Here is a 21,446-nt window from a genome sequence, read left to right as displayed (position 1 = left end):
CCCCGGCCGCGGTGCATCTTTATTGTTATTTTTGTAAATATCTTTCTCCGGCTTATACACAGAAGACGCCCGTAATGGTAAGGGTCAGGCCAAATGTCCCCAGGTACGTGCCGCCGCCGATAATGCCGGCAAAAGTGCCTGTGCCGCGGATAATGCTGAAGGTCCCGATGATGTTATTCGGTCCGGTCCCGGATAACAAGGACGCAAAGGATATCAGAACCGTATCGGCCTGGGTTGCCGCAATGGTAATCGTCCCACTGTCGTAACCGGTACCGGCCAGGTTCACTGAGGAATTTTCCACGATACCAACCGATCCGACAATGGAACCGGTACTGGTCCCCGCATAAAGCCGGCGATAGGTCTCAACATGGTTGTCAATTACCTCTGCCGCCCCCGTATTAACGGTAGTTGCCGTAACCGTGCCGGTAAGCGCCGTGGTCGGATTACAGCTTACTCTGATCGCTGTTATCTTATCAATTACGACGTAGGCAACACTTTGCGCAAACGTTATCAGCATTACGGTATGCTCCCCTACCTGCCGGACCGTTCCGGCGATCCCTTCGTCCCCTTCCAGCATGATGATCACCGCGGTTTGAATGTATTGCCTCAACGTTTCCCGCAAATTCATTCTCCTCCTTTCCTTAGCCGGTTATTCCGCCGATCGATGGAAAAACTTCCACGGCGGTTATCGCAGAGAATGGAACCAGAATCGTCGTTCCCGACGTGGATTGCAGGATAACCGCACATTTTTCGACGGCTAGAACTCTGGCGGTGACTTGCGGCGCTCCGTCGAGAAAGAGAGTCACAAATTTCCCCTGCAAAGAACACAGGATATCATCCAGATCGTCCAGCATAATGACCCGTCCTTTCTAAACAATTGTGGACAAAGATTCGATTTCCCTGATGCGAAGATATGTCGTGTATCCGGTTTCAACCACAATGGCCACGTCATCTTCAATTACATTGGGGCGTCCTATTAAAAACGGATTTCCTTCCAGTTGAAATACCAGGGGAGTATTCAGGTGGAATTTCAAAAACTTTTTCAATTCACACTCTACGCCAAGAAATTCCATAGCACTTTCGTCCTTTCCGCCGCTTTATTCTACTTTTACTATATTTTATGTAGTATCCGGCAAAAGGTTATAAAAAAAAGACAGAGACTGAATCCAGTCCCTGTCCGCGGAATCGTTTCGACGTTGGTTTCACTAAATACCGGAATTCTCTTCATTATTTTCTTTTTCAATATTACCTTTTTCACTATTCTCCCTTAATTCTTTATAAAACATAAAACCGGCGAAAACAATCGCTGAATATCCGGCGAATGGATATAAAATATTTACCAGTTTGTCAAAAGGGAATATTCCGCCAAAAAACATACCGATCGCAGTGAGCACGGTTGCAATGATATTAAACTTTGGCGTTTTGTCGGCGGCAAACTTTCTCACCGTCATTAAAAGAAAGGAAGCCACTGCGGAATAGATGCACAGCACGATTAATACGGAAAAGGTCAATCCTAAAACCGGTGATATGTGATTCGCAATTGCTAAGGTAGGAACCTGCTGGCCGATAATCAATTTATAATAAACAAGTTCGCCAATTACCAGCGAAATAATTGCAACCGTAAAGGCAGCCGTTCCTGTTAACCCCGCTATTCTTGCTTCTTTTACACTGCCTGCCGACGCTCCGCAATCCACCTGGAACGGGATACTAACCATCAGCGCAAGGAAAGCATATAGCGCTCCCGACCAGGCCCAATTGGAAGAAGCGGATTTGAAGCCTAACGTTGGCATAAGCCGGCTGGCTTCCGATAGTAAAGCCGGCTGCCCGAGAAGAGTAACAATCCCGGCAATCCCTACGATTGCCACAAATACAATTTTAATTGGCCCGATGACGCCGATGATGTCGATAAGCTTTTCGATTCCCAGCACGGCTGTGCCCAATGCCAGCAGAGCGATCGCCCCGGTACCTAAATAGGCTGGTATGCCGTAGTATTGATGGATGGTCGCCCCTCCCCCGGCAAGCATAACTACAAATATGGCATACACTAATACAACGCTATACCATATATAAACCTGGCCAATCACTTTACCGCAATAATATTCAAAAACGTCATAAGGATTGTCAAATTTCTTTTTATAGCCGATTCCATATAAAACGTACGTTAAAAAACTCATTAAAACCAGAAAAACGAATGCGGCTATAATTCCGTTTATCCCGTTGGTGCTGAAAAACTGCAAAACCTCCTGGCCGGTTGCGAAGCCGGATCCAATCCAGTACGCACACAATGCTCCCGCCAGAATTACTACCTTTTTTAAATGGATTGATTTTTCTTCCATCCTTACCACTCCTTGTGTTTTTAAGTTACTTAGCGCAAGGGGCTCTCATGGTATTTTGCGTTAACAATTCAAAAAATTGAGTTTTCAACGATTTCCTATCATAATGTTCAGAATTTCCACATCCGTAGATTTCATGCCCTGGCGGCCCATACGGCCGATGTTCTGGATTGTCGTTTCGTAATCCCTTTCCACCAGTCCCTCGCCGAAGGGAAAAACCAGGTCGCGTTTTGCCATTTCATAGCCCAGAATCCCCGCGTCCACTGCGCTGGAAATCTTTGCCGCACAGGAAGCTTTGGCTCCATCGCACACAATGCCGCCCACATTCCCCAGAGCATTAATGAGGGTTTTGCCAATGACATCATAACCGGCGCCATGCAGGTAGGCGATGCCGCAAGCAGCGGCGGCGCCGGCCGAAACGGCTCCGCAGTAAGCCGACAGGTTGCCGATATACCGTTTCTGATGCAGGGACAGAAGATTAGTCAGGACAAGCGCCCGGTAAAGGGTCTCCTCATCGGCTCCCATCTCTGCCGCATAAACAACTACCGGCATGGTACAGGTGATCCCCTGGTTGCCGCTTCCGGAGTTAATGACGACCGGGAGGGCACAGCCATTCATCCTCGCATCGGAGCCTGCCGCTGCCGCCGCTCTGGCCCTGATCCGCACATCGTTACTGCCTGATTTCAGGAGAGTCAGTCCCACCTGGGCACTCCATTTATGCTTTAAGCCTTCTTCCGCTATGGCGGAATTGCACTGAATCTGTCTGCCGATGATTTCCCTTATATCATCCAGGTTTACTTTGTTGGCAAACTCGAGTATGTCCCTGATATTAAGCTTGGACTTATCCCCGGACTCTTGAATTGCTATATCGGGCTGCGCAAATACCACCTGACCTTTTTTTTCAATTTGGGCAATGTGGTTGTGCCTGGTTCGGACTTCCACAGCGGCTGTTTCCTGTCCGGCTGTCAATTCGGCGCGAACGAAAAGATTCTCTTCGCCTGCTTCCAGCTCACAGCGGCAAATTCCCCGGCGGTATAGCATTCTGGTCTTTTCGATGTCTGCCTGTTTCACCTGGCTGATAACTTCAAGCTCCAGGTCCGCCTTCCCGGCGACAGCGCCAAGGATGGCTGCCACTTCCACGCCTTTCTGGCCGCCGGAATTTGGTACGACAACGCCCTTTACATTTTTGATAATATTACCGCTGCAGCGAATAACCATCCGTTCCGGCATTTGTCCCAGGACCTCTCTTGCCTTGGCGGCCGCCAGCGCAATGGCAATCGGCTCCGTGCACCCCATAGCCGGGATGAGTTCTCCCTTTAATATCTTTAGATAATTATCATATTGCATCGTATCCATTGCAGAGTTCTCCTTTGGGCAATACTATTTACCTTTTTTGAAATAAGACATCTGACAGGTCTTGCCGCCCTTGGCAATGGTATCACCCAGATAAAATTCAAATCCCACGGCTTTGGCAATGCTTCTGTCTCCATCCATAGCCATATCGCATAACTTCTCACAGGTTGCGTCGTCAAAGCCTAAATCCTGCCAGGCTTTCAGCAGCGGACAGTGATGGAATTCCAGATCTACCCGGTCTGCGGTCTTGTTTGTAAATTCAATTTCAAACGTCTTTTCGACATTGGGAGTCAAGAACGTTTCTGTAAAGCAGGCAACGTTTTCCGGCTCCCGGCATTGGGTTTTGATTTGAGCACCCTGGATCTTACCGGTTTCTACAATGGCTTCCCGGATGATTTTTTCCGCTTCTGCCGCCTTTCCCGCTTCCCTGGCCTTGGTGTACGTCAAACCGGTCCAGGTTGCCCGGTGCCCTATGGCTCCTCGCTGAATGTCTACTACTGCATCCCCTTGAATCCTAATTTTGTTATCAATCATAATTCTTTACTCCCTTTCTCCCTGAATTTAAATATCGGCGCAACAAAACCACCAGCCAATGGATAATGTTGCTCAACCGCTGCTTCTCCGGCTAGCTGCACCGGCCCCGGCTTCTGATATGACCACGACAGAACCAGATATTCCCTTAATTGACATTAAATATTACCACATTTCACTAGCTAACCGCATACTCGAGTATGTATTCTGATCATATCACGAACACTTGTAACAAGCAATACTTTTAACTATATTTGTGTAATATTCAAAATAAACACCATTTATCGTCCTCGTGATATGATTAGAAGTACTGATTTCGCCCTGTTATTCAGAGAAATTGCGTTCTTATATTGACTTCCCCGGCTTTTCAATGTATTATGATTTCTGGCAATGATATAAAGGAGATAAACCTTATGGGTAAAAAAAACTTAAAAAATCAAGTTCATGATGCTTTGTTTTCTGATATTATTAATGGGGTATATCCTGCCGGCACTATTCTGACCGAAAAATTTTTGATGGAAAAATACAATGTCAGCCGGGCACCAATCCGGGAGGCCCTTACCCAGCTGACGGGAACTCTGATTCTGTCCAGCATCCCGCGACAGGGCTATAAAATTCTACAGCCAAGCGCACACCAGTTGCTGGAAATCGTTAAATTCCGTTCCGCGCTGGAATCTTCTTTCTTGGAAAGTAATTGTGTCTATCTCGATGAGTCCCGGATCAAAGAACTGAGAACCATCTGTGTGGACTACGCCAGCTGCCCGGATAATGATTTCATGGCTCACTGGCACTACAACTGCCAGTTTCATCTGAAACTGTTCTCCCTTTATGGCAACCATTATGCCTATAAACTCCTGGAAGACGCGCTGAATATCCAAACGATCTTTTTCGTACAGAAGAAACATTTGGCCAACATGGATTTGCACCTGGCTTTGGTTGATTATCTGGAAAAAGGCGAGATTGCAACGGCGGTGACCATTCTAAAGGCAGACATTGAAAATCTTCTGCTTTCAGGCATTGCTCCCACCCCAGTTGACCAGGACAAAGAATGATAAAGAAACCTGCAGTTTTTTGGCTCTTAGTACAAGGCTCAGGGCGCGAAAATCAAAGGGGATTGAGTTGTTGGCAACTCAATCCCCTTTGTCATTTTTTTAAATTGCTCAAAGACTACGTTCGTAGCGGCAAAAAAATTATTCTTGGCATTGGCCGCCAGAATGAGGTCTGCGTTCTGGCGCTCGTCCCATATCAAATACAAAGTATCGTTTAAAGACCAAGTTCCTCCCCGACGACGATAACATGAACATCGGTCATTCGCGGCCGTTTATGCATAATTGTGGTGATATTACATATCCGGGTCGGTCCCTGACAATCCACGCACACTCCCGTTTTAGCGCAGGGATTGGGATAACCAAGCCGCTTGTTGTTCGGCGGCGAAGCCCATACTCTAACCCGTGATTCCGCTTCCGCCACATCTTTAACCACTTTGTTTATGCCGACAACGATAAAAACCTGATCCGGTCCAAAGAGCATCGCTCCTACCCGGTTTCCGGTCGCATCGACGTTGACCAGTTCCCCGTTCAGCGTGACGGCATTCGTTCCCGACAGATATACGTCGGCAACCAGCTGCTGCCGCCGGATGGACCGCATGTCCTGCGGGCTGAGTCCGGGTTTGGTATGATTCAGGACCGGATTGCCCCGTTCCTCCAGCCTCGCCACTACTCCCAGTTGATCCAGCGTTACGGAACCGCCAAAACCAACCGTGGCAGTCACCGGAATCAGTTCAAGCAGCTTGTCTAAGGCTTCCTGCCGCGTTGACACATAGGTGGCGGTAAAATTGTTTTTCGTCAGGGCATTCACTACTTTCTCCCCGAGCGCATTGCGATGCCATTGAACGGCTTCGTTCATTTTCCTCACTCTCCCTAATTTATATTCACAGTGGACCCTATACGGTTACGCTCTGGTCTGCTTTAAAAGCTTAGCCATATTTTTCCCCAGCGTTTGAAAGGTCTGAATACCTTCCTCATCCTTTTGGACGTCGCCCGGTTCCAGCGCTAACGTCATATTCCAATAACTGGACCCGGGAATGACCATCTCGGCAACGCCAAAAAAGAAGTTAATGGCGGAATAGACAAAATTAGACCCGGCTCTGCGTACGGAAACCACGGCGGCTCCTACTTTGCCCCGCAGCATCTCCCCGCCGTTCGCTTTGGACACAAAACCGCAGCGGTCAATGAGCGCTTTTACTTCCGTAGACACATTGCTGAAATAGGTGGGTGAACCAATAATAATTCCGTCCGCTTCCTGCATCTTCCTAATAAACGTGTTCATCTCGTCGTCTTGCCTTGCACAGCGGTTATCTTTATTTTCCCAGCACTTGCCACAGGCCAGACAGCCGAACACCTTCCGGCCTCCCAGTTGGATCAATTCCGTTTCAATGCCTTCCTTCTTTAATTCCGCAAGAACAAGTTGAATGCTCTGCGCGGTATTCCCGTTGGCCCGGGGGCTTCCGTTAAACGCAACCACTTTCATGCACAATCCTCCTAGTTCCTTCATAAAAATATTCTATGCTATAATAATAGATACTAGGAAAGCGAATAACAAGTACGTACTTATAAGTATTATAGTTTCCTTTCGTATACCGTAGAACTTTTTGTAGTCTGTTCACCGCTATTTCGTCAGGTCTTCTTTGTGGTATAATTTAGGTATGGAATTCGTTTCAAGTAATGTTTCCCGCTTTTGGCCGGATTCCCCGGCTCTGCAAAGTAAGAAAATGTAACTCAGTAAAAAGGAGATCAAAGATGACTGATTACACTTATTGGGCAATGTTCTCAGCCGCCGCCCTGGCTATAAATATATCGCCCGGGCCCGATTTGATGTATATTCTGTCCCGGACTCTTGCCAACGGCAAGAACGTGGGAATTGCCTCTTCTGCCGGAGTCGGCGCCGGCGCTTTGGTCCATGTGTCTGCCGCTGCGTTCGGTCTTTCCACGCTTCTGGCGACCTCTATTACTGCCTTCAATCTGGTAAAATATATAGGCGCCGCTTACTTAATCTATCTGGGAATCAAAAACTGGCGCTGCAGCGGAACCCACTTGGACTTAGCCGCTAAATCCGTTCCCGGCGTATCTCCGTGGCAGGCTTTCAAACAGGGCATGCTGGTCGATATCCTGAATCCAAAAGCCGCCATCTTTTTCATGGCTTTTTTGCCCCAATTCGTCCGCCCGGAGATAGCTTCCATTCCCTTGCAACTGTTCGGTTTGGGTACCCTGGTCATTATCATGGGACTGGTTGTTGAAACCATTTTTATTTTGCTGGCTTCAACCATTTCTTGCCATCTGCAAAAGAAAAACTCCGTCAGTAAGTGGCTTGACCGTTTCCTGGGCTCGGTTTTCGTTGGGCTTGGAATCCGGCTGGCGTTGTTAGATAAAGCTTGATTCCGTTATTCAAGCTTTATTTTCCACCGGCGACTTGTCAGGAGTAACTTCTCCCTTGGAATTCGCCAGATACACGGAAAATAAAATAACAGTTCCGCCAACTATCTGCAATTTACTTACGGGCTCCGCCAGAATAGCGAATCCGCCCAACACTGAAATCACCGGTATAAGATTGATAAACAGGGAAACACTGCCAACCCCTAATATCCGCATTGCGTATACATAAAGATAATTTGCCAGGGCTGAGCAAAAAATCCCTAAATAGAGCAAGTGAAGAATCATAACATAGTCAAGAGATTGCCATTTCCAGGACTCAAAAAAGGTGAAGGGAATCAGCGCCAGCGTGCCAAAAAGCGATTGGTAGGTGACTACCGCCAGTTGAGTATAGCGCGTGCTTAAGGGCCTGGTTAATAAAGTATACACTACCCAGGCAACCGCGGCGCCTATCATAAATAAATTGCCTAAAAAACCATCCTGCAACGCTTGCTGCGAAGAGGTCACAATAAAATATACTCCACCGATGGATAACAGTACGCTAGCCATTTTCCGCAGCGACAGCCTTGTTTTAAAAACGAAAAATTCCCCTACAATTGTCATTATGGGAATTGTCGCAACAATCATGGAAGCCGCCGATGCAGTGGTCAATTTAATACCGGTATTTTGAAAATAATAAAATACCGTCACGCCCAGCAGTCCCGACACAATCATCAAGGGCCTGTCTTCCTTGGCCAAACGGGTACCGGGTTCTACCTTTTTCAGTAAAAATAAAAGAATAACCGAAGCAATCAAAAATCGCAGTAATGCCAGTGTCATCGGCGGAATCACAGCCACCGTAACTTTAATGCTTACAAAAGACAGTCCCCAAATTACGGCAGTACTAAAAATAGCCAACAAGCCCATCAAACGGGATTGATTCATGGTTTATACACCTCTCTTAAAGCCTGCTTAGAAAGCTGCAGACTCAATTCCATAAAAAAACGGCCCTGTATCAGGACGATTTTCCGGTCCGGCCCCTTAAATGTCAAAGGGACGAGCGGTCACTCGTCCTCAAACCGAAACAAGGTGATGCCACAAACGCTCCTGCTCCGCAGGGGCGTTTACATTTTTTCCTATTTCCATTATAGCCTGTTTATAAATTTTATAAAAGCATTTTCCGCCATGTGCTTTGCCGGCTTTCCATGTCGTTTTTTCTGATTAACATGGCAATCTCCTCTCGCGATATTGGTATTATAAAGTATGACACTTATGTTACAGTCAAAAAAATATTGAGAAATTACCTTGTCTCCCCTTTGAGGCCGGTAGCAACACGTGGTAAACTGTAAATCAAGAGAGGAATTACAATGGCAAAACAGAGTGCAGAATGTTAAACTAACTACCGGCGCTCTATTTGCCACACTTTGGGAGATATTATGAAAAATATAATTTTAATTGCATTTCTTTTTACTTCATTCTTATTAATTCCCGCCACAACGCAGGCGGCTATTTATGAAGATACTCAAAATAATTATCAAATTAATCTTCCGGACGACTGGGTAATTGCAAATCCACTTTTTTATCCCGAATATAGTTTTTTAATCGAACAGCCGGCTAGTACTAATACTTCGATAGCCATGATGATTTCTGACAACTCCGAATTAGGCATGGCAAAAAATAAGACATTTAATGATCTAAGTGACAAAGAAATTGATACATTTATGAAATTATTAAGTAAGGAATTTATCAATATCTTACCGAAAGTAAAAATTGAAAGTACGAAAGCCATCTTTTTTCCAAAACAAAGAGCAATAGAAATAACCTATTTGTACCAGGATAACAAGTTTTGTTTAACAACATTTTTAATGAATGGCAAAGCATATATGCTATTTTTTTGTTCCTCTCAACAAGAATACCAAAAATTTCTTCCTACTTATTTAAAAATCTTGAACACTTTAAAGCCACTCACTCTTAACACCACCCCATCCCTTCCATTAATTTAGAGACTTGCAGACTTGCGCTTTCAATCATTTAACCCAATGAGTCCCGAAAACTTTATACTTCCGATCCAAAAAATAAGAGCCGTCCCCAATCAGGACGGTTTTTATTACGAATTCACCATTAGCAATTTGAATAAGCTTACGTGCATTGCCTAAAATTTTTGCACTCAACTTGAAATTCAGCTAGTTTTTATCCCAAAGCATACCACCAACAGTAAACTGTTTTATAAACCAGCAAAGCGCTAAGTAACATGAGTGCTCCCGTGAGAAAAAACACATAATGAATACCAAAAAGCGATGCCACTTGTCCCCCCACTAACGAGCCACCAAAAACGCCTAAAAACTGGGCGGACTGAGTATACCCAAACACCCGCCCTACAATTGAATCAGGGACGCTCCGTTTTACCAGAGTATTTATAGCGGGCAATAATCCCGCGGTAGCCAATCCAAGTAAAAAGCGAAGAATTCCCAGTTGCCAGGCTGTTCCCACAAAAGCCTGGGGAAAAAAGATGATTCCCGAAACAATAAGCCCCACCAGTATGATTTTTGGGGGACCAATCTTATCCGACAATCGGCCTAATCGCGGGGCAGCAAATACACTCGCGAGTCCGGACGCCGAAAAAACAATACCGGAAATAAGGGCAATATGCGTAGATTGGGGTACTAACTGGCTAATGTATACCGTAATAATCGGCTCTATCGACATTAGCGCAAACTGAACCACAAATGTTGTTATACAAAGAGCAATAAAAAATCCATGATTCGGGATTGTTTTCCAAATTTGATTGAAATTAAGTGTCTTTTTCTCCGCAGCAGTAAAATTCTCGTTTATGTAGTAATACGTTGCGATAAATGCAATCAAATCTAAAACACCGGTTGATAAAAACACACTTCGCAGCCCTAATGTTTCCGCTAAAAAACCGCCAACCAGCGGTCCCAGCAGAGTGCCGCCAACGGATGCCGTTGAAATAATTCCCAGAGCCCACCCAGCCCTCGACATAGGCGTTTGCGTTGCTACCAACGTAATAGCGGCGGCAATAAAACCGGAAAGAGCTCCCTGCAACATCCGCAAAAAGATAAATTGATAAACATTATACGCAAACCCCATGCAGAACATAATGACAGTCAGCGAAAGGCTGGCGCGTAGCAGCATCGGTTTCCGCCCATATTTATCGGCATAACTACCCCAAATGGGTGAAAAAATTGCCAGGCTGATAAAAGTAACCCCAAAAGCAATCCCTGACCACTGTTCAATCCGGGCTATATTATTAATACCCAGATGCTCAACATAAAGCGGTAAAATCGGAGCAAGCTGGCTTCCGCCGGAAGAAATTACCAGCACACAAAACCAACAAACCATTAAATTCCTTTTCCAAGCTTCCATTTTAGTCCATACCTTCATCCATATTTTTCTGCAATAAATATTTATTATATCACAAACAAACGGCAATCTCAAATAATATTCTTAACCCGGGTAACAACTCTATTGATTACAATTCCTGTAACATTGACGATCAAACTAACACCAAGACCGGCAAATAACGGGATATTATATTTCGGATAAAGTATGTTTCCTAGTATCGAAGCGACTACGCCGGCGATCATTGAACAGATAGCCGCCTTTGGCGGTAGTTTACCGGGATAAAATATTGCTATAGTGAGTGGCACAAAAATGCCAACTCCGCGTAAAGCCATGGATAAAAAGTTCCACTCCAACACCAGAGATTTCATATTACTGAAAACGAAAAGGGCCGCAGATATTGTAACTGTCAGTATACATGTCCGGTTTATCCATAGCAGCCTCTTAGTTCCCCCGCAATTAAATAGTTCATGAATAATATCTTTTGAAATCATTGTACCAACACCCAAGGCAAGCCCGGCAACCGAACCGATGGAGGACAATAGAAGCGCCGTTATCGCGGCGCCTCCCAGCCAATCCGGCAGGTAGTGCAGCATATACATCGGTAAAGCATTAATAGGAAGCATATCCGGATAATTTGCATGCATGTACATTCCGATCATAATCGATGGAAGGCCGATGGGAATTGTTATAAGGGCGGCAACTAAAGAACCGGTCGCAGCAACCCGTGCATCGCGTGCAGCATAAATCGCCTGGATATATGTTTGGGTCGAGATAATTCCTATCACCAGAGAAATAGCATTTCCCGTATCTAACCAGACGCCTCCTCCCCAAAGATTAAACCACGGATCAGCCGGGAAAGCAGCTTCCAGTCCATTGATTCCGCCAATGGACTTAAGTGATATGACCCCGGCGATTAGCAGCGTTATATAAAGCAGGCACACCTTAAATATACCCGAAAAGCCGGTACCATTTATTCCCCCAAAGAATACATACGTAACGGCAATGATCACCGTAAAAGCAGCTGCCATCCCTTCTGTTATGCCAAAAACCAAAGATAGCAGGTGAACCGATGTAAGCATACTTGCTACAATGCTAAAAAAAATTCCTAAAGAAGAGACTATACTGGTTATAGGGCCGGCTGCCTTTCCATAATGAGCAACAAGATATTGTGAAATAGTCTCCATGCCTGAGCGGCGCAAAGGACCGGAATAGAAAACAGACATTATAATTAGACCAATGCCTGACCCCAGTGTAAACCACCAGGCAGATAATCCTGCGCTGAAAGCCAATTGGGCAGTTCCCATCGTTGCTGCACCGCCGATAATAGTACCAATGATAGTCCCTGAAACAACAGTCACACTCGAAGAGCGGCTTCCGATGCTAAAATCGTCGGCAGATTTTACCTTGCGCATTGAATATAATCCGAGAACTATGACAAACAGCATAGATATTATCAAGCTTACTGACTGAATAAGGCTTAACTCCACCGGTTAACCCCTCCCTATAGCAATTCTATTGACCTACGACCTATTTTCAACTACGATTATATCAAGAATAACATTATACTCATAATATCAAAATAATTGAAACGTTATACCTTATAGGCATATGCAAAGGGAGGATATGAATGGATGTAAAGGATATGAAACACTTCCTGGCAATTGTCGAAGCAGGAAGTATTAATGCTGCTGCCAAAAGACTGCACATTGCTCAACCTCCCCTCAGCCGGCAAATGATGCAGCTAGAAAAAAAGTTGGGTGTTAAGTTATTGGTAAGGGGCCAACGCAAAATCCAACTTACTGAAGCCGGCCGTCTCCTGCAAAACCGTTCAGAACAGTTCTTAGGTCAAATTGAAAATACTGTTAAGGAAATAAGGGAGTATAATGCCGGCGCTCGCGGCACCCTATCCATTGGGACAGTAACTTCTTCAGGCGCAACAATCTTACCAAGAATTGTTCGAGCGTTTAGAAAAACATTTCCAGGTGTCAGCTTTCAATTATGGGAAGGTGAAACAAACCGAATTATTGAGCTTCTGCATCAAGGGGCAATCGAAATAGGACTAGTCCGTTTCTCACTTGAATCAGAATTATATGAGTCAATCAGGTTACCGAATGAACCCTTAGTTATCGCTTTAAACAAAAGTTATGCCGCCTCCTTAGGTGATGACGGGGACTGTATCCATCTGTCGGAACTGGCGGGTACGCCTTTGTTAATTCACCGTAAATACGAAGCTATGATTGTTGAGCACTGCGAAAAGTGCGGGTTTACACCAGAATTTGTGTGTATAAGCGATGATGTCATGCCTATTCTTGCGTGGGCCGACGCAGACATAGGTATTGCCATTGTGCCAAGAGCAGCCATTGGTTTAATTCCTAATGCCGGTCTTATATATAAAACCATTATTAACCCGCGTCTGGAGACCTCTTCCAGTATTATCTGGATGCAAAACCGCTATTTGTCCACCGTTGCCCGTAATTTCCTAACCATGCTAACTACCATACAGTCCAACCCTTGAGCGGTCGAGGAGTGGAGCCGGCCAGCGACTATTACCCCCAGAAAAAAGCCCCTTATCTAATAGCCTGGAAAGCGTATTACTCCATTTTTCAGGACACACTAATAAAAATTTCGATAAGAGGGCATTTCCGTGAAACATAATAAACCGTTGACAGCAGGTATTCTCGGCGCAGTATCAACAATAACGGGTGAGGTTGTAACGAAATTCTTGACTTGGCTAGGATTCGGCAAATACAGTATATATCAGTTAATTAGTATGACCGTTACACTCAATAGGCCCACAGAAATCATAGGGTTAATAGTTAATTTTATACTTGGCGGCTTCATCGGCATTGCTTTTTATTACTCCCTTATACTAATAGGTCGAGATTACCTAGTCTTAAAGAGTACCGCTGTAAGTCTTTTCTTTTGGTTTCTTGCCGAAATAATATTTACAGCAATTATTGAAGGCCATTTTATCGCGATTCGTCCAATAAGCGATTATTATGTCCATCTATCCGGAGCTATAGCCTATGGAGTAACAGTAGGATTACTTTTTAAAGTATATATTTTTAATGAAAACGCAGAAGGTACTACATGAGGCTTGCCCTCTGTGGTACCTTGTTTCATTACGGAGCCAATAAAAAAGGCTCCGAGTTGCCAGTAGCCGCCCCCTTGACAGACCTTTTAAATATATGGATTTGCCGTGGACTAGGCAAAATACGTTCCGCATAAAATAAGACCTGGAAATAATCCAGGTCTTTTATCTATAACAGGTGCTTACTATGGCTTGCATGTCTCTACTGCATCATTCCGGTATTTTCTTTATAAACAAGCACCTTATTGCTTTGATTATAATACGCATAGACAAGATGTTGATCGTAATCAACGGCAACAGTATGAAAATCCGCCTCTGTTTTAAGTGAGCCCAAAAACTTGCCCGTTGAAGCGTCAATGATTCCTAACGCGCCGGCGCCACCTTGACCAAAGAATATCAAGCGGGTAATAGGATCCCAAGTTAACTGGTCCATTCCTGAATCCGTAGCAACTTTCGTGTACCCTCCGGTATCAAGATTCATTGCTAGAATCTGTTTGGAACTGGTCCCGACCCAGAGAGTATTTTTCTGCGGATCATAAATCATGCTCTTGGTGCCACCCTTTTTATTGATTTCTACATTGGTGGGAATCGTTTTAATTATTTCATTCGTTGCGGCATTAATTACTAATACCAAATTATCCATGGACTGATAAATTCGATTCTGCTCAGCCACATAAAGTCCCAAGTCCGGACCGGCAATAGGCTTGTCAGACGAAAGCGGAAAACTTGTAATCAACACAAAAGGATACTGTGAATAAATGACCCCCATCGTATTGGAATCGTCATTTCCTACAAAAACCTTATCGTCTTGGGCATCGTAATAAACAGCATCGGGAGCTGTTCCACCAGTCGGAACCTTTTTAATAACCTTCCAGGTCGTCTTATCGATAACCGCAAGCGTATTATCATCTCCTGATGCAGCATAAATAAAACTGGGACCAACTGCTATGCCATTGCCGCCATTTACATCGGGAATTACTGCTGCCACTTTATTAGTCACAGTACTTATAACAATTACATTATTGTCTGGCGACTGGGCTATGTAGACGGTTTTCTTATCAGGATCATACACTACAACATCGCCATGGCCACCCTTGCCCGGAAGGTCAATGGTTGACACCAGCGTCAATATAGGCGTTTGATCCACTGGTGCCGCAAGAGAATAACCAGTCCCGACTGCAAGGAAGACAAAACAAAACAATCCAGCCAATACCCCGAAACCCATGTTCCTGAAGCAATTCACGTTAACTCCCCCTCACAAATATTGAATCTCCCCGGGCCGGTCTCTAATTTACCCTGAAAATTAATCACCTCCAATAATGAACCCAAAAATTAAATGAATTGTAATTTATTTCCATTTTATTACTAGGAAAGAAATAAAAATAGAGAAATGTAAATAAGTTAAATAAAGTAAATAATAATCATAAAATAATAACGCGGCTCCAGTTAAAGCGCCAATTGCTGCTTCTTTAAGCATATTCTCAATAATTGTCTGCACCGCTGAATTTTCCATGCAGGGTATCATTGTTGCTGCTAAGGCCCGGGTAGAAGCAAAAAGAACGTCCCTTTACTTCTGCAAGAAAAAATCAAACGCCGTTTAGGCAAAATAAATTCTCACTGCAATAAAAAAGGTGACATACAGGTGTCACCTTTTTTATTATAGACTATCTAACAGAAGGAGGGGACAAACAATGAAAAAAACAGTATTGGTATAACGCACATAAATCCGGCTTTTACCGGTCATAAAAAACATCCTGCTCCAGCTATTTTACCCCGCCAATTGCAACAATTTTGCTATGTTACCGCCTAGTACCTGCTCCAAGACATAGTTGTCTGTCGTTAAGTGCTCAAGAATCATTTTCGCTATTAGCGGTGATGCATAAGGAGCATCGGAACTAAAAAGAGTCCTTTCCGGCAATTCCCTAATCGCCAAAGAGGGAGCAAGCGTCGTAAAAGTGGCAGACAGGTCCAGATAAACGTTAGGAATTTCTTTGGCTGCCTGCAGCGTATCCAACCAATGAATACCGCCCAAATGACCAATGATTACCGGCACAGTGGGATACTGCCTGGCTAAATCCAATAATGCCTTAATATCTTCTAATTTTAGAGGAAAAAATGTATGCACCCATAGCGGTAAACTCCCAACCTCTTGCACGGCCCGGAATAGTGCGTCCATCTGTGGCACCTGCCCGGTTCCCGGAGTCAGTTCACCGATTCCCCGGAAGCCATTCCCAACAACATATTTTTCTATCCACCCCAAATTTTCTTTATACGATAGACCAAAAGGAATGGACCCAAATCCGATATATTTGTCAGGATTCGCCCCAACGATTTGCGCCAATTCTTCGAGGGCGTGTATCCTTTCCCGAAGAGGATCTCTTACGCCATTTAATATTTCATATAACTGATTTAATTCTGTTTCCAATTCCTTTAACCCTTTGGTTGTTTCGGGATGCACCATTGTCGTGAATAGAATCGTCTGGTCAATGTGAGCTTCCGCCATCAATTCTATATGCCGTTCCGGCGGAAGCATCACGTGGGCATGACTATCAATAATCATTTCGAAACCTCCGTTTATAAATGTTGCTCAAATTCTTTGATTCTTTTTTGCAATTGCTGTTGTACCGAATACAGGGTTTCTATTTGCTTAGTAATGACCTCCAGCTTATCCTTATATAATTTATAAGCCTCCTTGCATACTGGCCGGTCATATTGCGCACCAGCCGGGCAATCAATAATCTGGGCAATATTTTCGGTTGTAAGACCTAAACCAAGGTATAATTGAATAGTTTTAACTTTAACAATTGCTTTCTCATCATAATCCCGGTATCCATTCTCCAAACGTCTGGAAACAAGCAATCCCTTCGCTTCATAATGCCTTATTGACCGTATACTTGCCCCAGTCTTATCGGATAACGCTCTGATTAACATGGCAATCTCCTCTCGCGTCTATATTGGTATTATAAAGTATGACACTTATGTTATAGTCAAGAAAAAATAAAAAGCGGACTCCACACCCCGAAAAACAAAATATCCGGTAATGAGCCGCCGATCGTAATTCCAGCCATCATGCCGATATAGCGGAATGTAGCCAGAACTCCCGATGCTAATCCTTGTTTTGAACGCGGGGCGGCGCTCAAAATCGGGAGAGTTGTTCGAGCGGCAAATGTACCGTTCCCAACCCTGCAAAAATAAGCCCGATCACTTTCTAACACATCTATTCATAGATTGTTAGAAAAAGTGTTAGACAACTAAAAAAAAGGTGACATATAGGTGTCATCTTTTTTATTGTAGACTATCTAACAGAAGGAGGGAGACAAACAATGAAAAAAGCAGTATTGGTATTTATTTTTGACGGATATGCCGATTGGGAAAGCGCCTATGTCTGTTCCGAACTTAACGCACCCGAAACAGGGTACGCAATAAAGACGTTAAGCCTTGACAAAGAACCCAAAACATCGATGGGTGGTTTTCGGGTTCTTCCCGATTATTCAGTGGCCGATTTTCCTGCCGACTTTGGTATGCTGATTTTAATTGGAGGCTACGCCTGGATGAAACAACTGAACAACGCTGTGTTGCCTGTGGTGGAGTATGCAATTAAAAGAGGTATTCCAGTAGGTGCAATCTGCAATGCCGCCAACTTTATGGCAGAAAACGGCTACTTGAATCAAATCAGACATTCGGGCAATACTCTTGAATTCATGCAGGACCAAGCTCCTCATTATAGAGGCAATCAGCACTTTGTAGAGGAACAAGCTGTCTGCGATTCCAATGTGGTCACGGCCAATGGCACTGCTTCGTTGGAGTTTGCCAAAGAAATTTTATTGTTGCTGAAAGCGAAGCCGGAAACTACTATTTTAGAATGGTATAACGCAAATAAGTCCGGTTTTTATCATAAATAAATGTAAAAAGGAGTGTCCAAAAATGAAATTACATACTATCACTATTGAACCAATAATGTTAATTGGTATTGAAGAAAAAACAAAAAATGAAAATGAAATAAACGGTAAAGGAAAAATTCCGAAGCTAATCCAAACTTTTTACTCCGAAATGTTAAGTAAAATTTCTAACCGTTATGATGAAAACCATATTTTATCAGTCTACACAGATTATGAATCAGATGAAAATGGATATTATACTTATTTCATAGGTGCGAAAGTAAAAGACTTAAGTTTCATTCCTGAAGGAATGGTAGGGAAAACAATTCCTTCATCTCGTTATGCAATTATCCCTTCTGCCATTGGCAAAGTTCCAGAAATTGTTATAAACGAATGGCAAAAAATCTGGCTAGACAAAGACTTAAAGAAAAAGAGAGTTTATTCAACGGATTTTGAATTATATGATCAACGATGTTTAAATGATGATTATGCCCAAGTTGATATATATGTCGCTATTAAAGATTAGGGGTAGGAAAATTCATAACGTCCTAACCGTCTCGTCCCACTATACTCTATCAGACTCCCCTTCTGGGACAGTGAACCCCCTGCCTCTTCCATGAATGCCTGGAATCATTTCTAAGTATCTAGCGGGATACTCATAGCTCCCCGGCTTCCGGCATAGAAGGAAAGTTTGCGGAACGAAATTATCAGTAACCCCGCCCCTTAACACTTTCGTGTGGCAGTCCCTTTTGCTATAAAAAATGCAATCCCCGGCCTTCGAAAAGTCCGGGGAAAGGTTTCTCGGTATCAAATAGTTACTCATTACTTGATTTTTGCTGCGTAGTTAGTAATCTTGTCCGCTTAACCCTCTTGCGTACAACTTCCTCTTTTCCACTTAAAACTTCAATCATGACTAATGCTCCCAGCTTAAATCCGTAGGTAAACGATGCCGAGGTTTCCATTGAACTGGATTCACCATATAAATCCAGCAGTGCTTCAAATAATTTGTAATCCCTGTTGATTATGAAATTACATAAACACTTCCGGTTCATGCCGAATATTACCAAACTTATCAATTAAAAATTGCTTTATTTCCTTGAATGCCGGGTGATTAATGGCTTTAGCGTCTGCCGGACAGCTCTTAATACAACGGCAGCATTTTATACACATTGTCGCGTCCACCTCTTTATAATCACTAAAATGAATCGCCCCCACCGGACAATGCCGGGCGCAAAGGCCGCACATGACGCAATTGTCATTGGTCACAGGCGCCATCAACGGCCTGGCGACTTTTTCTTTGTAGGGATATTGCCCTTTAACAACAACTTTCATTATTTGCGTGTCCCCATTGCTTAGTTTGGTTTTAATATCCACGCCAAATTTCTTAGCAATCTTTAGGTCTTCTCTATCGGGTCTTCCCGTTCCAACCAGTGTAGTATAAGAATGCTCGCCAATAAAGGCCCCCGCTGCAATCCCGTTAAATCCATTTTTCTCAAACGTATCTTTTAATTCCAGAAGCGCGTCATCATAATCGCGATTACCATAAATGACGATAAATATTGCCTGCGTATGATTTCCTTTTACTTTAGAAAAATAGTCCGTCAAAAACTCCGGCACCCTGCCGGCATACACGGGTACGCCGACAATAAGTAAATCATCACTTTCGAATGCCAGCTCACCTTGCCTATTCATTGGCAGGGTGATGTCATATTCTTTTTTTATTTGACCAATACCGCTTGCCATCTCTTTTAAAATTTGGGCAGTAGTACCAGTCGCGCTAAAATAGAGTAACTGTAACCGCTTATCCATAATAACCTCCCCTTCGTAGTATTCTTATTCATTCTCTTCTTTGTTTCATAGACAAATCCTTCAAAAGGACGAGCGCGCCACATAACTTATGTTAGGGGTGAACTTGCAACAAGAGCCAGTCTTGCATTACTCGATGGATTGCAAGACTGACTCGCGTTACTGCTGTGACTTATTTTTCAAACTTCACTGTACTAATTGCCTTATTTAAGGTAGCTAAGTCCTCGGACGATACGTAAGTCATATTGAAGACCAACGCATAGTCCCTAATAACCGCGGCGTAATATTTTTGCGTGATTTGTTTATCCTGCACTTTAAATATGCATTCCAAAACAGAAAAATCTAATCCGTCGATTTTCTCCGAGGTAATATCTTTAAAGGTAAATTTCACTCGACTGCTTTCCAGCATTTTTTTGGCGTTAAGCAAATAATCCTTACCGGTTTTTATACCTGGAAACGCACTTACCTTTTCCGCCATAACCAACATATTGGCATTTACTTTATTGGGCGTTCCCAACGGATACTTGCTGGCGGAAAGCAAATTAACCGTCCTTTCAATGGACCGCTCCACTCCGGCTTTCTTTGCCTCATCGCTATCTGTCAGCAGTTTCTCGCCGGTTTTCTTCATTTCATTCTTTGCTTCATCGTTTTGTATACTCCAATTTTCAGGGATGTTCATGGTTAAACCAAAATAGTCATTTTTATATACTGAACCTTCGATTTTGCCTGTATCTAATACTTGCGGCTTACTTGGTTTATTGACTGCACTTGACTTACCGGCGGTACCCGAGAAACACCCTGTGCTGATGACCAGCAACATAACTGTAATAATCGGCAGAATTACTCTATTTATTTTGTTCATTACTATACTCCTCACTCCTCCGTTTTTAACATAAAAATTGAACGTCAGTTTTTACACTCATAGTTAAATGTGTTAATCAGACAAAATCCCCGTTCTTATATATGGTGACCCCAAGTTGTCAACAACCCTGTCTCCCCCGGCAACTCTTTAAGCCCAAGTATCCCTTTTTTTAAACACATTTAAATTTATTTGATAAAAATACTATATTCATTATCTGAAAAGGTTTTTTCAATTTCTTTACTTTTTATTAATGACTTACAATATCGGTCTAATAAGAACAACAAATATACACGCGTAAACATAGCACTATAAGCATCCCAATTTTCTAATTCCAAAGTTTCAAGAATAACGTTATTTCCATTACCAATAAACTTTACTTTACTCGTATTTTTACTAACTTCTTCTAAGCAAATACTATGTTCCTTTTTTACATTATTAAAATCATAGTAATTTTCTTTTATGCCCAATCTCTTAATTGCTTCTTTGAGATTCGCTAAATTAAAATCCGGCCATCCGATACGAATATCCTTATTTTGCTCTTCAAAAGGATATACGTATTGAGAACGATATTTTTGGGATAATTTTTTAAAATAATAGAACATAACCGCTTCATATTCATTAACAAATCTTTTATGGATTTCTTCTACTCCTGGCTCGCGTTTTTCACAGTCAATAAAGATATATAGCCACTCTTCATTCCTTTTTTCCAACCTATAGTAACCTTCCCTACGTCCAACAATCTCTTCAAGTAGATTCGGCCCACATCTTGTTTTTACATCAGCTTCGTTTAGCAATCTTGCTACTTGACTTATATTCACCTTT

General features: G+C 43.3%; 26 protein-coding genes. 7 read left to right on the top strand and 19 right to left on the bottom strand.

Annotated elements, in window-relative coordinates:
• Window positions 1-52: 52 nt before the first annotated feature.
• From LUCIF_RS21460 to LUCIF_RS21435, 6 genes are all read right to left on the bottom strand, one after another.
• Window positions 53-622: a DUF6897 domain-containing protein gene (locus LUCIF_RS21460; protein WP_126720617.1), complete on the bottom strand. Its 570-nt coding sequence runs from the start codon at window positions 620-622 to the stop codon at window positions 53-55.
• 19 nt (window positions 623-641) lie between these two features.
• Complete coding sequence (locus tag LUCIF_RS21455; protein ID WP_122629876.1) at window positions 642-854, bottom strand: hypothetical protein; 213 nt, start codon at window positions 852-854, stop codon at window positions 642-644.
• 15 nt (window positions 855-869) lie between these two features.
• On the bottom strand, window positions 870-1,073 hold the full coding sequence (locus tag LUCIF_RS21450; protein ID WP_122629875.1) for a hypothetical protein: 204 nt from the start codon (window positions 1,071-1,073) through the stop codon (window positions 870-872).
• Between the two features lie 132 nt (window positions 1,074-1,205).
• Window positions 1,206-2,336, bottom strand: coding sequence for a YkvI family membrane protein (locus tag LUCIF_RS21445; RefSeq protein WP_122629874.1), 1,131 nt, complete (start codon window positions 2,334-2,336; stop codon window positions 1,206-1,208).
• 84 nt (window positions 2,337-2,420) lie between these two features.
• Window positions 2,421-3,689, bottom strand: a complete 1,269-nt coding sequence (locus LUCIF_RS21440; protein WP_122629873.1) for an L-cysteine desulfidase family protein — start codon at window positions 3,687-3,689, stop codon at window positions 2,421-2,423.
• 24 nt (window positions 3,690-3,713) lie between these two features.
• Window positions 3,714-4,220: an L-2-amino-thiazoline-4-carboxylic acid hydrolase gene (locus tag LUCIF_RS21435; RefSeq protein ID WP_122629872.1), complete on the bottom strand. Its 507-nt coding sequence runs from the start codon at window positions 4,218-4,220 to the stop codon at window positions 3,714-3,716.
• A gap of 410 nt (window positions 4,221-4,630) precedes the next feature.
• Between LUCIF_RS21435 and LUCIF_RS21430 the strand changes: the two genes are divergently transcribed.
• Window positions 4,631-5,269, top strand: a complete 639-nt coding sequence (locus LUCIF_RS21430) for a GntR family transcriptional regulator (RefSeq protein WP_122629871.1) — start codon at window positions 4,631-4,633, stop codon at window positions 5,267-5,269.
• Window positions 5,270-5,307: 38 nt separating this feature from the next.
• Here the strand turns inward: LUCIF_RS21430 and LUCIF_RS26250 are convergent, their stop codons facing one another.
• Genes LUCIF_RS26250 through LUCIF_RS21420 form a run of 3 tightly spaced genes read right to left on the bottom strand, consistent with a single transcriptional unit; the run spans window position 5,308 to window position 6,746 of the window.
• On the bottom strand, window positions 5,308-5,472 hold the full coding sequence (locus tag LUCIF_RS26250) for a hypothetical protein (RefSeq protein ID WP_165866100.1): 165 nt from the start codon (window positions 5,470-5,472) through the stop codon (window positions 5,308-5,310).
• An 8-nt stretch (window positions 5,473-5,480) separates the two neighbouring features.
• Entirely contained in the window at window positions 5,481-6,122 is a 642-nt protein-coding gene (locus LUCIF_RS21425; protein ID WP_122629870.1) for a lactate utilization protein, read from the bottom strand.
• A 45-nt stretch (window positions 6,123-6,167) separates the two neighbouring features.
• Window positions 6,168-6,746, bottom strand: a complete 579-nt coding sequence (locus LUCIF_RS21420; RefSeq protein ID WP_122629869.1) for a flavodoxin family protein — start codon at window positions 6,744-6,746, stop codon at window positions 6,168-6,170.
• 269 nt (window positions 6,747-7,015) lie between these two features.
• Here LUCIF_RS21420 and LUCIF_RS21415 point away from each other — a divergent pair, with 269 nt between their 5' ends.
• Window positions 7,016-7,651, top strand: a complete 636-nt coding sequence (locus tag LUCIF_RS21415; RefSeq protein WP_122629868.1) for a LysE family translocator — start codon at window positions 7,016-7,018, stop codon at window positions 7,649-7,651.
• 9 nt (window positions 7,652-7,660) lie between these two features.
• On the opposite strand, the gene LUCIF_RS21410 is transcribed toward LUCIF_RS21415, so the two are convergent.
• Window positions 7,661-8,569 (bottom strand): DMT family transporter, encoded by a 909-nt coding sequence (locus LUCIF_RS21410; RefSeq protein WP_122629867.1) that lies wholly within the window; start codon window positions 8,567-8,569, stop codon window positions 7,661-7,663.
• A 491-nt stretch (window positions 8,570-9,060) separates the two neighbouring features.
• Here LUCIF_RS21410 and LUCIF_RS21405 point away from each other — a divergent pair, with 491 nt between their 5' ends.
• Window positions 9,061-9,627: a hypothetical protein gene (locus LUCIF_RS21405; RefSeq protein WP_122629866.1), complete on the top strand. Its 567-nt coding sequence runs from the start codon at window positions 9,061-9,063 to the stop codon at window positions 9,625-9,627.
• A 187-nt stretch (window positions 9,628-9,814) separates the two neighbouring features.
• Here the strand turns inward: LUCIF_RS21405 and LUCIF_RS21400 are convergent, their stop codons facing one another.
• On the bottom strand, window positions 9,815-11,008 hold the full coding sequence (locus LUCIF_RS21400; protein ID WP_122629968.1) for a multidrug efflux MFS transporter: 1,194 nt from the start codon (window positions 11,006-11,008) through the stop codon (window positions 9,815-9,817).
• A gap of 68 nt (window positions 11,009-11,076) precedes the next feature.
• Complete coding sequence (locus tag LUCIF_RS21395; protein ID WP_122629865.1) at window positions 11,077-12,474, bottom strand: sodium:solute symporter family protein; 1,398 nt, start codon at window positions 12,472-12,474, stop codon at window positions 11,077-11,079.
• 140 nt (window positions 12,475-12,614) lie between these two features.
• On the opposite strand from LUCIF_RS21395, the gene LUCIF_RS21390 reads away from it, so the two are divergent.
• On the top strand, window positions 12,615-13,502 hold the full coding sequence (locus LUCIF_RS21390; RefSeq protein ID WP_122629864.1) for a LysR family transcriptional regulator: 888 nt from the start codon (window positions 12,615-12,617) through the stop codon (window positions 13,500-13,502).
• Between the two features lie 129 nt (window positions 13,503-13,631).
• A complete protein-coding gene (locus LUCIF_RS21385; protein WP_122629863.1) occupies window positions 13,632-14,081 on the top strand; it encodes a hypothetical protein in 450 nt (149 codons plus the stop codon).
• 199 nt (window positions 14,082-14,280) lie between these two features.
• Here the strand turns inward: LUCIF_RS21385 and LUCIF_RS21380 are convergent, their stop codons facing one another.
• From LUCIF_RS21380 to LUCIF_RS21370, 3 genes are all read right to left on the bottom strand, one after another.
• The gene (locus tag LUCIF_RS21380; RefSeq protein ID WP_126720616.1) at window positions 14,281-15,321 is read right to left on the bottom strand and encodes a YncE family protein; all 1,041 of its coding nucleotides are present in this window, start codon (window positions 15,319-15,321) and stop codon (window positions 14,281-14,283) included.
• Between the two features lie 525 nt (window positions 15,322-15,846).
• A complete protein-coding gene (locus LUCIF_RS21375; RefSeq protein WP_122629861.1) occupies window positions 15,847-16,638 on the bottom strand; it encodes an amidohydrolase family protein in 792 nt (263 codons plus the stop codon).
• Between the two features lie 14 nt (window positions 16,639-16,652).
• Window positions 16,653-17,009, bottom strand: coding sequence for a MerR family transcriptional regulator (locus LUCIF_RS21370; protein WP_122629860.1), 357 nt, complete (start codon window positions 17,007-17,009; stop codon window positions 16,653-16,655).
• A gap of 392 nt (window positions 17,010-17,401) precedes the next feature.
• On the opposite strand from LUCIF_RS21370, the gene LUCIF_RS21365 reads away from it, so the two are divergent.
• Together LUCIF_RS21365 and LUCIF_RS21360 are read left to right on the top strand one after the other, a co-directional pair.
• A complete protein-coding gene (locus tag LUCIF_RS21365; RefSeq protein ID WP_122629859.1) occupies window positions 17,402-17,980 on the top strand; it encodes a type 1 glutamine amidotransferase family protein in 579 nt (192 codons plus the stop codon).
• 22 nt (window positions 17,981-18,002) lie between these two features.
• On the top strand, window positions 18,003-18,482 hold the full coding sequence (locus tag LUCIF_RS21360) for a GyrI-like domain-containing protein (protein WP_122629858.1): 480 nt from the start codon (window positions 18,003-18,005) through the stop codon (window positions 18,480-18,482).
• Between the two features lie 289 nt (window positions 18,483-18,771).
• Here the strand turns inward: LUCIF_RS21360 and LUCIF_RS26245 are convergent, their stop codons facing one another.
• From LUCIF_RS26245 to LUCIF_RS21345, 4 genes are all read right to left on the bottom strand, one after another.
• Window positions 18,772-19,008 (bottom strand): DUF6809 family protein, encoded by a 237-nt coding sequence (locus LUCIF_RS26245; RefSeq protein WP_165866099.1) that lies wholly within the window; start codon window positions 19,006-19,008, stop codon window positions 18,772-18,774.
• Complete coding sequence (locus LUCIF_RS21355; RefSeq protein WP_122629857.1) at window positions 18,986-19,765, bottom strand: EFR1 family ferrodoxin; 780 nt, start codon at window positions 19,763-19,765, stop codon at window positions 18,986-18,988. Before LUCIF_RS21355 ends, LUCIF_RS26245 begins: the two co-directional genes overlap by 23 nt.
• A gap of 169 nt (window positions 19,766-19,934) precedes the next feature.
• Window positions 19,935-20,624, bottom strand: a complete 690-nt coding sequence (locus tag LUCIF_RS21350; protein ID WP_122629856.1) for a hypothetical protein — start codon at window positions 20,622-20,624, stop codon at window positions 19,935-19,937.
• A gap of 185 nt (window positions 20,625-20,809) precedes the next feature.
• Window positions 20,810-21,442, bottom strand: coding sequence for a hypothetical protein (locus LUCIF_RS21345; protein ID WP_122629855.1), 633 nt, complete (start codon window positions 21,440-21,442; stop codon window positions 20,810-20,812).
• Between the last annotated feature and the right edge of the window lie 4 nt (window positions 21,443-21,446).

It is taken from the genome of Allolucifera butyrica, from assembly GCF_900476375.1.
Taxonomy (GTDB): domain Bacteria; phylum Bacillota; class Negativicutes; order Sporomusales; family UPPP01; genus Lucifera; species Lucifera butyrica.
Note: the sequence above shows the minus strand (reverse complement) of the source record. Positions and strands in the feature narration are given on the sequence as shown.

Coding starts and splice junctions, on each gene's coding strand:
- LUCIF_RS21440 (WP_122629873.1), bottom strand. CDS start 3,689: ATGGATACGATGCAATATGATAATTATCTAAAGATATTAAAGGGAGAA.
- LUCIF_RS21405 (WP_122629866.1), top strand. CDS start 9,061: ATGAAAAATATAATTTTAATTGCATTTCTTTTTACTTCATTCTTATTA.
- LUCIF_RS21375 (WP_122629861.1), bottom strand. CDS start 16,638: ATGATTATTGATAGTCATGCCCACGTGATGCTTCCGCCGGAACGGCAT.
- LUCIF_RS26245 (WP_165866099.1), bottom strand. CDS start 19,008: ATGAACCGGAAGTGTTTATGTAATTTCATAATCAACAGGGATTACAAA.
- LUCIF_RS21370 (WP_122629860.1), bottom strand. CDS start 17,009: ATGTTAATCAGAGCGTTATCCGATAAGACTGGGGCAAGTATACGGTCA.
- LUCIF_RS21425 (WP_122629870.1), bottom strand. CDS start 6,122: ATGAACGAAGCCGTTCAATGGCATCGCAATGCGCTCGGGGAGAAAGTA.
- LUCIF_RS21450 (WP_122629875.1), bottom strand. CDS start 1,073: ATGGAATTTCTTGGCGTAGAGTGTGAATTGAAAAAGTTTTTGAAATTC.
- LUCIF_RS21410 (WP_122629867.1), bottom strand. CDS start 8,569: ATGAATCAATCCCGTTTGATGGGCTTGTTGGCTATTTTTAGTACTGCC.
- LUCIF_RS21430 (WP_122629871.1), top strand. CDS start 4,631: ATGGGTAAAAAAAACTTAAAAAATCAAGTTCATGATGCTTTGTTTTCT.
- LUCIF_RS21445 (WP_122629874.1), bottom strand. CDS start 2,336: ATGGAAGAAAAATCAATCCATTTAAAAAAGGTAGTAATTCTGGCGGGA.
- LUCIF_RS21435 (WP_122629872.1), bottom strand. CDS start 4,220: ATGATTGATAACAAAATTAGGATTCAAGGGGATGCAGTAGTAGACATT.
- LUCIF_RS21360 (WP_122629858.1), top strand. CDS start 18,003: ATGAAATTACATACTATCACTATTGAACCAATAATGTTAATTGGTATT.
- LUCIF_RS21420 (WP_122629869.1), bottom strand. CDS start 6,746: ATGAAAGTGGTTGCGTTTAACGGAAGCCCCCGGGCCAACGGGAATACC.
- LUCIF_RS21415 (WP_122629868.1), top strand. CDS start 7,016: ATGACTGATTACACTTATTGGGCAATGTTCTCAGCCGCCGCCCTGGCT.
- LUCIF_RS21400 (WP_122629968.1), bottom strand. CDS start 11,008: ATGGAAGCTTGGAAAAGGAATTTAATGGTTTGTTGGTTTTGTGTGCTG.
- LUCIF_RS21355 (WP_122629857.1), bottom strand. CDS start 19,765: ATGGATAAGCGGTTACAGTTACTCTATTTTAGCGCGACTGGTACTACT.
- LUCIF_RS21390 (WP_122629864.1), top strand. CDS start 12,615: ATGGATGTAAAGGATATGAAACACTTCCTGGCAATTGTCGAAGCAGGA.
- LUCIF_RS21365 (WP_122629859.1), top strand. CDS start 17,402: ATGAAAAAAGCAGTATTGGTATTTATTTTTGACGGATATGCCGATTGG.
- LUCIF_RS21350 (WP_122629856.1), bottom strand. CDS start 20,624: ATGAACAAAATAAATAGAGTAATTCTGCCGATTATTACAGTTATGTTG.
- LUCIF_RS21455 (WP_122629876.1), bottom strand. CDS start 854: ATGCTGGACGATCTGGATGATATCCTGTGTTCTTTGCAGGGGAAATTT.